At 29.6% G+C, this 13,115-nt stretch carries 12 protein-coding genes; 5 read left to right on the top strand and 7 right to left on the bottom strand.

All coding sequences use genetic code 11. The features are described 5' to 3' along the window. The first annotated feature begins 5 nt into the window (after nt 1-5). Nucleotides 6-1,202: a glycosyltransferase family 4 protein gene (locus ABIK75_02495; protein MEO0089963.1), complete on the top strand. Its 1,197-nt coding sequence runs from the start codon at nt 6-8 to the stop codon at nt 1,200-1,202. A gap of 286 nt (nt 1,203-1,488) precedes the next feature. After that, complete coding sequence (locus ABIK75_02490; GenBank protein ID MEO0089962.1) at nt 1,489-2,631, top strand: glycosyltransferase family 4 protein; 1,143 nt, start codon at nt 1,489-1,491, stop codon at nt 2,629-2,631. Here ABIK75_02490 and ABIK75_02485 read toward each other — a convergent pair. After that, nucleotides 2,600-3,583: a YncE family protein gene (locus tag ABIK75_02485; protein ID MEO0089961.1), complete on the bottom strand. Its 984-nt coding sequence runs from the start codon at nt 3,581-3,583 to the stop codon at nt 2,600-2,602. The genes ABIK75_02490 and ABIK75_02485 overlap by 32 nt on opposite strands. A gap of 61 nt (nt 3,584-3,644) precedes the next feature. Beyond that, nucleotides 3,645-6,215: an FG-GAP-like repeat-containing protein gene (locus tag ABIK75_02480; protein MEO0089960.1), complete on the bottom strand. Its 2,571-nt coding sequence runs from the start codon at nt 6,213-6,215 to the stop codon at nt 3,645-3,647. Between the two features lie 323 nt (nt 6,216-6,538). Between ABIK75_02480 and ABIK75_02475 the strand changes: the two genes are divergently transcribed. From ABIK75_02475 to ABIK75_02465, 3 genes are read left to right on the top strand one after another with little or no spacing between them, the layout of a single operon-like run. After that, a complete protein-coding gene (locus ABIK75_02475) occupies nt 6,539-7,777 on the top strand; it encodes a hypothetical protein (GenBank protein ID MEO0089959.1) in 1,239 nt (412 codons plus the stop codon). Continuing rightward, nucleotides 7,774-9,081, top strand: coding sequence for a hypothetical protein (locus tag ABIK75_02470; protein ID MEO0089958.1), 1,308 nt, complete (start codon nt 7,774-7,776; stop codon nt 9,079-9,081). The genes ABIK75_02475 and ABIK75_02470 overlap by 4 nt, the downstream gene beginning before the upstream one ends. A 31-nt stretch (nt 9,082-9,112) precedes the next feature. Beyond that, nucleotides 9,113-9,967, top strand: coding sequence for a DMT family transporter (locus ABIK75_02465; GenBank protein ID MEO0089957.1), 855 nt, complete (start codon nt 9,113-9,115; stop codon nt 9,965-9,967). Here ABIK75_02465 and gltX read toward each other — a convergent pair. The 5 genes from gltX to ABIK75_02440 form a co-directional block, all read right to left on the bottom strand. After that, nucleotides 9,938-11,368 (bottom strand): glutamate--tRNA ligase, encoded by a 1,431-nt coding sequence (gene gltX / locus ABIK75_02460; GenBank protein ID MEO0089956.1) that lies wholly within the window; start codon nt 11,366-11,368, stop codon nt 9,938-9,940. The genes ABIK75_02465 and gltX overlap by 30 nt on opposite strands. Further along, the gene (locus ABIK75_02455) at nt 11,369-11,794 is read right to left on the bottom strand and encodes an HIT domain-containing protein (GenBank protein ID MEO0089955.1); all 426 of its coding nucleotides are present in this window, start codon (nt 11,792-11,794) and stop codon (nt 11,369-11,371) included. Further along, nucleotides 11,794-12,264 (bottom strand): Zn-ribbon domain-containing OB-fold protein, encoded by a 471-nt coding sequence (locus ABIK75_02450; GenBank protein MEO0089954.1) that lies wholly within the window; start codon nt 12,262-12,264, stop codon nt 11,794-11,796. The genes ABIK75_02455 and ABIK75_02450 overlap by 1 nt, the downstream gene beginning before the upstream one ends. Before the next feature lie 9 nt (nt 12,265-12,273). Beyond that, nucleotides 12,274-12,768 carry a Zn-ribbon domain-containing OB-fold protein gene (locus ABIK75_02445; GenBank protein ID MEO0089953.1) on the bottom strand — a complete coding sequence of 165 codons (495 nt, stop codon included), beginning with the start codon at nt 12,766-12,768 and terminating at the stop codon, nt 12,274-12,276. A gap of 9 nt (nt 12,769-12,777) precedes the next feature. Next, nucleotides 12,778-13,115, bottom strand: a 338-nt coding sequence (locus tag ABIK75_02440; GenBank protein MEO0089952.1) for a thiolase domain-containing protein, incomplete at its 5' end; no start/stop codon positions are given.

Genomic DNA, 13,115 nt, shown 5'->3' with positions numbered 1-13,115 from the left:
TATTAATGAAAATTCTTCACATTGCTACTGCTTTTGCTCGTAACGAAAAAGATATTATTACTCCTTGGCTTACCGAAACATTAAAAAGATTAAACGAAGAAAATATTCATTGTGAAGTTTTTACTTCCAGTTATCTTGGTCTAAAAAATCACCAAATTTTTAATATCCCTGTTTATCGCTTCCGATATTTTTTTAAAAAACATGAAAGATTAACTCACGAAGAGAATGTGCCGGATAGATTAAAAAAAGGGCTCTTTTATAAATTTCTTTTAATCTTTTATCTTTTTTTTGGTATTTTAAATTTAGCAATTTTATTGAGAAGAAAGAAATACGATATCATTCATATCCACTGGCCGCTTCCCCATTTTTTCTTTGCCTATATCTCCCAATTTTTTGCTTCCAAAAAACCAAAATTGATAAGTAGTTTTTATGGCGTGGAATTTAAATTTTTAAAATCAGCATTAATTAAAAGTTTAATAAAATTTATTATCAAAAAAAGTGATAAGATTACGGCTATTTCTAACTATACAAGTAATGAAATAAAAAAATACTATGTTCGGGAAATTAAGATTATTCCTTTCGGTGCTGCTGTAAAAGTTTTGGCAGAAAAAGCAGAAGAAAAAGAAGAGAAAAAATCTGATAAGAAAACTATCTTATTTGTTGGTCGGTTAGTCAAAAGAAAAGGAGTTAATTATTTAATTTTAGCATTAAAAGAAGTATTAAAAGAAATAGAAGCAAAACTTATTATTATTGGTGATGGAAGCGAAAGAAGAAATTTAGAAAACTTAACAAAGGAATTAGAACTCACTAATTATGTGGAATTTAAAGGCTTTGTAAGTGATAGAGAATTGGCTTATTATTATAAAAATTGTGATTTATTTGTTTTGCCGGCAATAATTGATGAAAGAGGCGATACAGAAGGGCTTGGTGTTGTACTATTAGAAGCGATGGTCTATAAAAAACCAGTTATTGCTTCGGCGGTTGGCGGGATTTTAGATATTGTAAAAGATTATGAAAATGGAATATTGGTTCCTGAAAAAGAACCTCAAATATTAAAAGAAAAGATATTAGAAATACTAAGAAACGAAGAATTAGCTCAAAAATTAGGAGAAAATGGTTATAGATTTGTAAAAGAAAATTTCTCTTGGGAAAGGATTATTAACGATTTGAAAGACCTTTACAAAGAAACTTTAAAAAAATAACTATACTATCTCCTATACAGTCCCCTATTTTAATTAAAGAAATACCTTCCTCTTCTGTGAAACAGTAATAAAAGACATTAATTAATGGTTTAATTAACTACCCTAAAACCCTCCTTTTAAATTTCTCTTCTAAATTAAGAAATATTAATTTAACAACCCTCTTTTTATCACAATAAGTCTCCTTTAATACTATAATTCTCCTCTATATATATAACGAAAAAGATGCCCTTTTGGTTACCAGAAATTTTAAAATTGACAAAATCCTTAGTTTTTAATAAAATAGAGAATGAAAATTTTACATTTGATATATGACGATTTAAGCAATCCTTGGTGTGGTGGTGGCGGGGCAATAAGAACTTATGAAATTTATAGTAGATTTCCCAAAAATATTTTTATTACTATTATTACTGGTGCTTATCCTCATTGTAAAAAAATAGAAAAAAAGGATAATATAAAATATATAAGAATCGGTTTTCCCTTTAATTATTTTCTATCTCGCTTAACTTATTCACTTTTTGCTCCTTATTATATTAAAAAAATTCCTCATGATATCTTAATTGAAGATTTTTCTAGTCATTCACCAATTTTTGCTTTTTTATACACTAAGCGACCGGTTATTGGTCTTTTTCAAAATATCTTTTTTAAATATGAAATAAAAAATAGAAAATTTTTCAAAAAAATCCAAGGTTTATTTTCTTATATTTTTGAACATATTGCAATTAAGAATTTTAAATATATTATTGCCGTTTCAGAAGTAATTAAAAAAGAAGTCTATCAAATAAATAAAAAAGCAAATATTATTTTAATCCCTTATGGTGTCGAACAAATCCTTTTTGATTCTGTTTCTAAAGAGGAAAATTATATTCTTTTTATTGGTAGATATGATATTGAACAAAAGGGGATTGATACCCTTATTTATGCTTATAAAAACCTTACTTTAGAATTAAAAAATGATTTACCTGATTTATATATTGTTGGTAAAGGGAAGGATGAAAAAAGAATAGAAAAGTTAATTGTTTCTTTAAATTTGGAAGATAAAGTTAAATTATTACCAGCAGTTTATGGCGAAAAAAAGAAAGAAGTTATTGAAAGTTCTTTATTTATCTGTATGCCTTCTCGTTTTGAGTCTTTTGGTATGGTTGCTTGTGAAGTCCAGGCTTGTGGCAAACCAATAATTGTATCCAATATTGAGCCTCTAAATTCCTTAGTGATTAATAACAAAACAGGTATCTTGGTTGAAAAAGATAATATAAATCAATTAAGTGAGGCAATGTTAAAATTAATTAAAGATAAAAATCTAAGAAAATTTTTAGGAGAAAACGGAAAAGAATGGGCAAAACAATTTAACTGGGATATTTTATCCAAAAAACAATTAGAATATTATTTTTTTCTATCAACTACCAAGGATAAATATAGGAACGACCAATAACTGAAACTGAATTATCCCATAAATTAGAAACATAGACAAAATCACCGGAAGGATGAACACAAATTCCGCCGATGGGATGATCACCAACCGGAATTATAGAAACAATACTATTATCACTTGTTCTTATCACTGATACATTATTGTCGTTTCCATTTGCTACATAAAGATATCTACCATTAGGTAATAAGGTAAGGGCATCGCAAGGACCTCTTCCTACAGGAATATTACCAATTACTTGATTATCACTTGTTCTAATAATCACCACTTTATTATCGTATTCACAAGATACATAAACATAATTACCATTTGGAGAAATAGTTATGCCTTGTGGACCATCACCGACAGGGATAGTTGTTGTTACCTGATTATTTTGTAAATCGACTACAAAAACACAGTCATTTAAAAAATCAGCAACATAAGCAAATCTTCCGTTTGGCGAAATTGTTATCCAATCTAATTGACCATTACTTACTGGAATTGTATTTATCACTTGATTAGAACTCACTTCAATCACTGAAATATCGTTGCTATGATGATTAGTAACATAAATATATTCACCATCGGGCGAAATAACTATCCCTTCTGGGCCATCACCAACTTCAATTCGACCAACAACTTGATTATCAGAAGTTCGGATGATATACACATCATCACTACGATGATTAGTGACATACATATACTCTCCGTTAGGTAAAACTGCTATTCCATCCGGACCATCACCAACAGGAATTGTTGTAATTACTTGGTTATCCCAAACTCTAATTACTGAAACAGTATTTTCATAGAAATTTGCTACATATAAATATTGTCCATTTGGTAAAACTCCAATTCCTTGAGGACCTCGGCCTACCGAAATTGTCGCAATTACCTGATTAGGAAAAAAACTTCTTCTTCCACAATTAATAAAGAATAATAAAATAATTAACACAAATAAACCTAATATCCTTTTCATAATACCCTCCCTTTAAATTCAAAAGATATTAAGTCAAATTTTTTGAAAAGTCAATATTTAATTATTCTTCTTCAATTATTAAAAATTGATTTGCCTTTATATTTTTGAAACTTTTTTCTTTACTGCCAAGAAAACGATAATTTAAATTTATCTTGTTTTTCTTTCCTAAACCAAAATGTAAAATCATTGAGGATTGGGAGGTTATTCCTTTGCCACAATTAACTTCTCTTAATAGAATTTTTTTATCCATCTTTATTTTTACCCGAGCACCAATTCCATCTTTATTAGATTTCTTTCCAATCATTTTTATTTTTAAATAATTATTACCATTTTCCGTATCGTTCCTAAAAAATTTAACTCCTGAACCACTACCAACAACCAAATCTAAATCACCATCATTATCATAATCACAAAACGCACAGCCCCAACCATTAAATACCCGCACACCGCTCAAATATGTAATATCTTTAAATTTTCCTTTATCATTTAGATATAAAAAGGAGCGACGATTTTCATAAACCGAAGTAATATATAAATCTAAATCACCATCATTATCAATATCACCAAAAGCAGGGTCTGAATGGGTTTCCTCATACTTTATTCCTTTTTTCTTTCTCACATCAACAAATCTATTTCCTTTATTTTCATATAACATTGTCCGATTGGAAAATTGGATATATCTTGGATGAGCAAGATTACAAGTTATCAAATCTAAATCACCGTCATTATCATAATCTGCCCATTCCGAACCGATAGTGTGTCCGTAATAACCTTCTCGCTCTTCACCAGCAACTCCTAAATAATGTGCTTTATTTTCAAAGGTCAAATCTTTGTTATTATGCCATAAAAAATTCTCACAAAGTCGATAATTGGAAACATAAATATCTAAATAACCATCATCATTATAATCACCAATGTTTACTCCTCTTCCTGCTTTGTTCTCTACATTTCTTATCCCAGCTTTTTCGGAAATATCTTCAAATTTAAAATCACCAAGATTTTTATATAAAAAGTCCGGCAGATATCTATGCTCTTCCCAAATTTCATAATTGGCAATATAAATATCTAAAAACCCGTCATTATTAATATCACCAATCCCTAATCCTTCGCTTGGATAATCATCATAAATCTTTGCTAATTCACTCACATCAGTAAAAGTTCCGTCGCCATTATTTTTAAATACCTTTTCACCTTTTTTCTCATTAGAGATACAGACAATATCTAAATAACCATCATTATCTAAATCAGCAAAAAGACCACCGTTATTATTACCATAAATTTTTGCTTCCTTTGTTACTTCACTAAATCTTTTGCCATTATCATTTTTAAATAATTTACTGCCATTTAATAATAAATCTTCATAACCATCATTATTATAATCACCAAAAGCAACCCTTCCTGCCCTTTCGTTTTCTAAGCCAACCTCTTTTGTTATATCAGTAAATATTGGACCTTTATATTTAAAAACCTTTCTTAAATAAGAGATTAAATTAATCGTATCACCAAGAATTCTTTTTAAAGAACTCTCAGCCTTTTGGGAATAAAAATTATTCACATCACCTAAAATTAAAGCTTGACCATAATCAATAATTGCCTCTTTTATTTTTCCTCTTTTCTCTTTTATTAATCCAGAAAAATAATAATAAGGTGCTTCAGTAGCATCATTATCCAAATCAAATTTTATCTTTAATGCCTTTTTAATATAATTATTTGCCTTTTTATAATCTTTTAAATAGAAATAAGAGCGGGCAATATTAAAACAGGCGTCAGGATAAAGTTTTGGATAGATAAGTTCCCATTGTTCAATAGGTAAATTTTTTGGTTTCTTGAAATCTTTAATTAATTTTAATGATTTTAAAGAGTAGTTTAACGCCTTATCAAATAAAGTTTCACATCTTAAATATAAGGAAGCAACAAAATTTAATGCCCGCGCATCATTCGCCATCTCTTTTGCCATCTCTTCACAATAAGAAATTAAGTTATTAAAATCTTTTAAATTATATAAAGAAAATAATAAAAATTGATAAGCATTAAAACGCCATTCACTTTTCTTAAATTTTTCTAAGAATCTTTTAAGATATTCTACTTTTAATGTATCATTATACCAAATAGGATATAAACTATCATAAAAGATATTACCGATGATTTCGTAGCCGGTTTTACCTTCTGGATATTTTTCTATAATTATTTTACTTATTCTTTGGAAATAGTTAGTATCGGAAAAGGAACTTAAAAGATAGGCAAAAGAAAGATTTTTTTCTGTGGGGCTCAATAAAAGGGTATCCAAATAATTTCTTATTTTATTTTTTAGATTATTTAACTTTCCGCTATCCTTTTCTACCAATTTGAAAGACGAATAGTAGTAATAATAGATAAGGCTGTCAAAATTAGAAAAGATATTTCTTGCTTCTTGGAAGATTTCTTTTGCTTTCTCGTAATCTTTTTTTAAGAGATAACTCTTTCCTAAATATAAATAGCCAAAAGAGTCTTTGGGATTTTTAAACAAATACTCATTAAGATAGGAGATACTGGAATCAAATTGATGGGTTTTAAGAAAATAGAAAATTTTCTCATAATTCTTTCCAAAAGAAATTAGAGGAAAAAATAAAAGCAAAATTTTAACCAGTCTCATTTAAAAAAGATAATCAATTTTTCATACAAATCAATAATTTAAAACTTGCTTTTTATTTCTTATTGACTTTTTTTAAAAATGCCTTATAATTTATAAAAAGTAAAAATAAAAAAACAAAGGAGGAAAAAAATAAGAATATTAAGAGATATTTTATTCTTTTCAATATCTAATTTTTTATTTGCTCAATGGGAACCTTGTGAACCTGTGCCTGAAGAGGCGAGACTTGGCAGCGGTATCGCTTATGGGAGAGGATATATTTTCGCTTTGTTCCTTGGGAAGAGGGAGACGGAGCTTCACTTTATGTGTATGAACCAAAGGAGGATATGTGGACTAGTTTAGATGATATTGAGTATCCTTGGCGTACAATTTATGGATCGTTTTGTTTTGCAAAGGGTCTTTGGGGAGATGCCTTGCTTTATGTAAATGAATTTGGAATATATAGATATTGTTTTTGGTATCCTAATGGTTACGAAGGAGAATGGGTAAATTATCGGATTCCTTTGCCTTCTGGAATTTCACCTTCAGCTGGGACTTCCATTACTTATCGCCCAGTAGCATATGTTCCCCCATCTATAAGAGCATATTTTCTTATTGGACAACTATATTTCATACCAGGAGGCGACACTAACCTTTTCTACCGATATAATTTTTTTCACGAATATCAGGCTGCACAATTTTCCATTGCTCCACCTGATAGTTCAATAATACCTGATACAATTCCGTTATTTAAATGGGAATCTTTAACAGCATCAGATTCTTATCAATTTGAATTGGCTTATGATAAAAACTTTGACTCTATAATAATTTCCGCAAAAATATCTACAAATCAATATCAATTATCATTTCCATTAAAAAACGGAACTTATTATTGGCGCATAAAATCTTTAAGTAATCCTAATTGGAGCAAAATTTATACTTTCCAAATCCTAAGGAGCGGATGGGAAAGATTAAGAGATCTTCCTACTATTCCGATTGATAATGGGGGTGCAATATGTTATCATAAATATCAAAATGCGGAAAGTATTTATGCCTTTGTTGGAAACGAAAGACACGATTTTTATTGTTATTCAATCAATGGCCATAAATGGCTACCTGACCTACCTACTCTCCTTCCTCAAAGAAGAGGTTCTTCAATCGCTTCTTCCTATAAAGATACTATTTTTCACAATAGATTCTTTTTGGCAGTCTTTGGTGGCGGTCCTCCGGATCGTTATTATTACTATGATTTAGATTATCACCGATGGGAGGAAGGTTATTATGAGTTACCAGATACTTTAAAAGAAGGTGCTTCTCTTGCCTATTATCCAGAAAGCTCTTGGTTGTATTTGACAATAGGTGGCGAAAGAGATAGTTTTTATGTTTGTAAAAATCCAATTTTTAAGAATAATAATTTTGCAATCCACTCTTTTAAAAATGAGAAATTTCTTTCTAATTTTCAAAATTTCTTAACTAAAATTTATACCTCTACTGGAGTTTTAATAAAAAGAAAAGATAAACTTCTAAAAGGAGTTTATTATGTAAAAACAGAAAAGGGTATATTTAAAAGAATAATAATAAAATGAATTTCTTTACTCTTTTTTTATTCTTACAAATTGTTGATACTATAATTCGTTTTTCTGATGAACCCAACGAGCTATTGTATATTCCTCAAAGAAATGAATTATTTATCAATTTTAGAAGAAATAATTACCATATGGTCCTTGATTGTTCTACTTATGAAATAAAAAGAATTATTCAAAGAATTTGTGGTTACGAAGGAAGCGCTTACGGTGTGTTTAATTGGAAAAGAAATAAAGTATATTTTTGTTTTAACCCTTCACCGGATAGTATTATAATTATTGACAGCAATTTTAATACAAAAGTGATTTCTTGGCACGCTCAGTCATTAGTTTACAATGCTTGGGAAGATAAGATTTATTCTCCAAATGGAAGAGATATTGGAGTTATTGATTGTTTTACCGACTCTATAATAAAAGTTATTAATTCTCAACATTATTTTTGTGGTTTGCCTATTTTTGATTCAATTGGTAATAAAGTTTATTGCGGGGCTTGCTATTCTGATCTGCTGAATGTGATAGATTGTAAAAATGATTCTATTATTAAAGAAATTCATACCAGTATTTCCTGCCCAAGTTATGGTGTTTTAAATAAATTTAGAAGAAAAGCATATATTGGTGCGATTTTGTTTGATTTAAATAATCTTCCACCCTTAATTGTTATCTCTACTCAATATGATAGTATGATTAAAACCACAAATATTGTCCCTTATTTTCCATTTCATGCTATGACAATCCGAAATCCAATTATTTGGAATTTCATAGAAGATAAAATATACTTAGTAGGTTGGGTGATCAATGGCAATGGAGGAATTATTGTTGTTAACCCTTATACTGATTCGGCAATAAAAGTAATTCCGGAAAGTGTCCAGAATATGCGGGCTTGGGAATTTCTTCCTTTTAGTAATCGTATCTATTTTACCGAAAATATTAACCAAATCTTTTATCTTTGTGTTTTAGATTGTTCTACCGATTCAATAATTAGCAAAATAACTTTAGGAAGAAAACTATTTGATATAGAAGTCAATCCAAAAACTCGCCAAATTTATATAACCGATCTCAAAGACTCGGCTTTGTATGTAATAAAAGATGAGGTTGGAATCGTTGAAAAAAAAGATGAAAGAGAGAAAATTAAAAAGATGAACGAAATTTCTAATTATAAAGAAGTTATTGTATATGAAATAACTGGCAGAAAAATAAAAACTGGTTGCTCAGAAAAAAATCTTGAGAAAGTCCTTCCTAAGGGAGTTTATTATCTTCAAATTGAAAGAAAAGATAAAAAAGAAATGTTGAAGATAGTTATCCAATAGGTTTTCTTATTCAGAAATGGGGATTTCTATAATGAAATATAAACGGTATCTCTTTGCTATTTTATCAGTTTTTTTCTGGTCAACAGTTGCTACTGCCTTTAAGATTTCTCTAAGATATTTAAATCACTATCAACTTCTTTTTATCTCTTCTTTAACTGCTTTTATTGTCCAGTTTTTCTTATTATTATTTCAAAAAAACCTTAAACTAATCAAACAAGGCTTTTTTAATTCCCTTCTTTTTGGTTTTCTTAATCCCTTTTTATATTATTTAATCTTGTTTAAAGCCTATTCCCTTTTACCTGCCCAAATTGCCCAACCACTAAATTTCACTTGGCCTATTGTTTTAACATTTTTTTCAATAATATTTTTAAAAGAAAAAGTAAGATTATTAAATTTTCTTGCTTTAATTCTCAGTTTTTTTGGTGTCTTAATTATCAGTTCCTATGGAAGATTTTTTGATTTAAAAAATGTAAATCTTTTAGGAATAATTTTGGCTCTATCCTCTTCTTTTGTCTGGGCATTATATTGGATATTAAATCTTAAGGATGAGAGGAAAGAGGAAGCAAAACTTTTTGCCAATTTTTTCTTTGGAGTTATATTTACAACAATTTTTCTTTTAATCACAAATAAATTTTCTTTCCCAAAATTTAATTATCTTTTGGGTGGTATTTATGTTGGTGTGTTTGAAATGGGAATAACTTTTTTCTTCTTTTTAAAAGCATTAAGATTGGCGGAAAATAAAGCAAAGATAAATAACCTTATCTATCTTACTCCTTTTCTATCTTTAATCTTTATTAATTTTGTATTAAAAGAGAGAGTTTATTTTACCACAATTATCGGTTTATTTCTAATTATTTTAGGAATTCTTCTCCAAGCCAAGCATTAATGCTTTTTTAATCCTTTTTATTACTAAGTCTTTTCCCATAATATTAGCAACATCAAAAATTGGTGGACCAACCAATTTACCGGTCAATGCTACTCTTAATGGATGGATATATTCTGCTGGCTTTTTATTTTTACTATTGGCTAATTCCCTTAAAGCCTTTTCAGCCGTTTCTTTATTAAAAAGAGAAAGTACTTCATAAACAGACAAAAGTTCCTTTAAACTCTCTTTCCCTTTTTCGTCAAGATATTTTTCAATTGCCTCTTTATCATAATCTATCTCTTCTTTAAGATAGATTGCCATATTTAAAGCAAGTTCGCAAAGATTTCTACTTCTATCTTTGTTTAATTGGATAATTTCTAAAAGTTTCTCTTCTTTCTCTTGTTCGTATGGTATATTCTTATCTTCCAAAAATTCTTTTACACCTATTAATAATCTTTTATTATCGCTTCTTTTAATATATTCACTATTCATCCATTCCAATTTTTGAAAGTCAAAAATAGCATTTGCTTTTTTTACTTTCTCTAAACGGAAAAGTCTTATTGCTTCTTCTAAACTAAATATCTCTAAATCGCCACCTGGTGACCAACCCAATAATGCGAGGTAATTTATTAAGGCTTCCGGTAAAATTCCCATTTTCTTATATTCCATTATTGATACTGCACCGTGCCTTTTTGATAATTTCTTACCATCCTTTCCTAAAATCAATGGTAAATGGGCAAAGAAAGGTATTTTGAAATTTAATGCCTCATATAAAAGAATTTGTTTGAAAGTATTAGATATATGTTCTACCGCTCTTATTACATGGGTAATCTCCATCAAAGCATCATCAACAACACAGGCAAAATTATAGGTAGGTGTTCCATCTGCCCTTAATATAATGAAATCTTCAATATCCCTCCCGCTTCTTTCAATTCTTCCGTGAATAATATCTTCAAAAACCACATTTCTTTCCTGTGGCACAAGAAATCTAATTGTTCTTGGTACTCCTTCTCTTTCTAATCTTTCCTTTTCTTCGTTAGAAAGATATAAACAATGCCGGTCGTATTGCCAGCTTCTCTTTTCTTGTAATGCCCTTTCTCTTTCCGCTTGCAATCTTTCTTCGCTACAATAACAATAATAAGCTTTTCCCTCTTTCAATAATTTTTTAGCATATTCCTGATAGATAGGAAATCTTTGAGATTGAAAATAAGGTCCTTCATCCCAATATAAAGAAAGCCATTTAAATCCTTCCATTATCGCTTCTACTGATTCCTTTGTGGAACGAGTTGGATCAGTATCTTCTATTCTCAAAATAAATTTTCCATTATTTTGGCGAGCAAAAAGAAAGTTGTATAAGGCACTTCGTGCTAAACCAATATGAATAGCACCGGTTGGTGAAGGAGCAATCCTAACTCTTACCATTTAACTTTCTCTTATCCTTTTGGCAATATCTTCAAAATCTTTTTCTTCTAAATCGGTTTTTATTCTTACTTGTAAAAAATGGTGTAAATCTAAGATTTTATCAAAGATATTATCTTTACCTTTTATCTTCGGTATCAAATGGCAATGAAGATGGGGAATTCTTGTGCCTCTAATAAGAAGAGATATGTATTCGGGTTTAAAAGCATTCATTAATTTTTTACTAACAAGATAAACTGCCCGATAAAAAGGACCAGCATCCTCTGGTTCTAAATCAGTATGGAAGATAATATGTTTTTTAGGAATTACTAAGGTATGACCAATTGTTACCGGATAGATATCTAAAAAAGCAATATTTTTTTCGTCTTCGTAAACAATATATGTCTTATCTTTTTTCTCCGCAATGCGACAAAAAAGGCATTCAGCCATTATCTTATTCTCCTAAACCCAACGATGTCATTAATACTTCCCCTTCTTCTTTCTTTGGGAGCAAAAACCGCCTCAACTTCCATTCCAATTTCAATATCTTCTACTTTATCCAAAAGTTTGTGGACAAAACCAGTATCACTACCATCCATTCTTATAACGCCAACAATTATTGGATTTTCCAACCGGTTACCATTGGTATCCACATGGGTAAAAGTATAAGAAAGTAAAATCCCTTTATTTTCTATTTCCTGCCAATCCTCTTCTTTTAGTTCTCTAAAACAAAATTCACAATAAAGTTTTGGTGGCAAAAAGACAAAATCGCAATCTTCACAATAATTGGCTAAAAATCTTCCTTCTTTTAAACCCAAAAGAAATCTTTCGCCAGCAATTCCAGCAGTATATAAACTTTCTACTGGCAATTGACCAAAAAAGTGGACAATCTCTTTTTTTCTATTTTCTTTTGGTATCATTTTTTCCTCCTAATAAGGTTTAAAATATTTAATATCAGTAATTTTACCCTCTCTTTCTTTTTCATCTTTCCAAACTGCTTTTACTCTCATTCCTACTTTTACTTCTTTTGGGTCTACTTCGGATACTAAATGTAAAATTCCGTAACCCGGTGAGGCACCATCAATTTCAATTACTGCGGGAATTTGAGGTTTTTCTAACCTTTTCATATCCCAAGTAATGTAAGAAATAGAAAAAGTATTTATTCTTCCAGTATCTTTCAGTTCAACAAAATCTTCTACCAAAACAAAGCACCATTCACAAAAAATCCTTGGTGGAACCATTATCCTTTCACATTTGGAACATTTCACACCTAATATTTTTCCTTCTTTTAATCCTTCTAAATATCTACCTATTGCCTTTCCACAATCCCAAGCATAAAAGCAATTTCCAATCCATGTTTCGTAGCAAAAATTTCTCTTTTTAAAATCTTCATCTTTTAATGGTTGAGCAAAAAAGTTTTTCATTTTTACCTCCTAAATTTCTAAAATAACAACAGTTCCTACTTGCATTAAATCTCCCCATGCTTGGGCTAATCCTCTTTTTGCCTTCTTAGCAATCTGCCTTTTACCTGCTTCACCCCTTAACTGCCAAAAGATTTCAATAACTTTCATTAAACCAGCAGCAGCAATTGGATTACCAACTCCTAATAAACCACCTGATGGACAAACCGGCAATTCACCATCTCTTTGGGTTTTTCCATCAACTAATAATTGTGGTGCTTCTCCTCTATCACATAAAAGTAATCCTTCTAAATGGTGAAGTTCTTTATAATCAAAGGGGTCATAAGGCTCAACAACATCTATCTCTCTTC

It is taken from the genome of candidate division WOR-3 bacterium (genome assembly GCA_039801725.1).
GTDB lineage: Bacteria > Hydrothermota > Tepidihabitantia > Tepidihabitantales > DTDR01 > DTDR01.
The sequence above is the reverse complement of the archived record's forward strand: the minus strand, read 5'-3'. Positions and strand labels throughout refer to the sequence as shown.

What these genes read in the sequence shown, in the direction of transcription:
- ABIK75_02495 (MEO0089963.1), top strand. Translation starts at nt 6, where the DNA reads ATGAAAATTCTTCACATTGCTACTGCTTTTGCTCGTAACGAAAAAGAT.
- ABIK75_02490 (MEO0089962.1), top strand. Translation starts at nt 1,489, where the DNA reads ATGAAAATTTTACATTTGATATATGACGATTTAAGCAATCCTTGGTGT.
- ABIK75_02485 (MEO0089961.1), bottom strand. Translation starts at nt 3,583, where the DNA reads ATGAAAAGGATATTAGGTTTATTTGTGTTAATTATTTTATTATTCTTT.
- ABIK75_02480 (MEO0089960.1), bottom strand. Translation starts at nt 6,215, where the DNA reads ATGAGACTGGTTAAAATTTTGCTTTTATTTTTTCCTCTAATTTCTTTT.
- ABIK75_02475 (MEO0089959.1), top strand. Translation starts at nt 6,539, where the DNA reads ATGTGGACTAGTTTAGATGATATTGAGTATCCTTGGCGTACAATTTAT.
- ABIK75_02470 (MEO0089958.1), top strand. Translation starts at nt 7,774, where the DNA reads ATGAATTTCTTTACTCTTTTTTTATTCTTACAAATTGTTGATACTATA.
- ABIK75_02465 (MEO0089957.1), top strand. Translation starts at nt 9,113, where the DNA reads ATGAAATATAAACGGTATCTCTTTGCTATTTTATCAGTTTTTTTCTGG.
- gltX (MEO0089956.1), bottom strand. Translation starts at nt 11,368, where the DNA reads ATGGTAAGAGTTAGGATTGCTCCTTCACCAACCGGTGCTATTCATATT.
- ABIK75_02455 (MEO0089955.1), bottom strand. Translation starts at nt 11,794, where the DNA reads ATGGCTGAATGCCTTTTTTGTCGCATTGCGGAGAAAAAAGATAAGACA.
- ABIK75_02450 (MEO0089954.1), bottom strand. Translation starts at nt 12,264, where the DNA reads ATGATACCAAAAGAAAATAGAAAAAAAGAGATTGTCCACTTTTTTGGT.
- ABIK75_02445 (MEO0089953.1), bottom strand. Translation starts at nt 12,768, where the DNA reads ATGAAAAACTTTTTTGCTCAACCATTAAAAGATGAAGATTTTAAAAAG.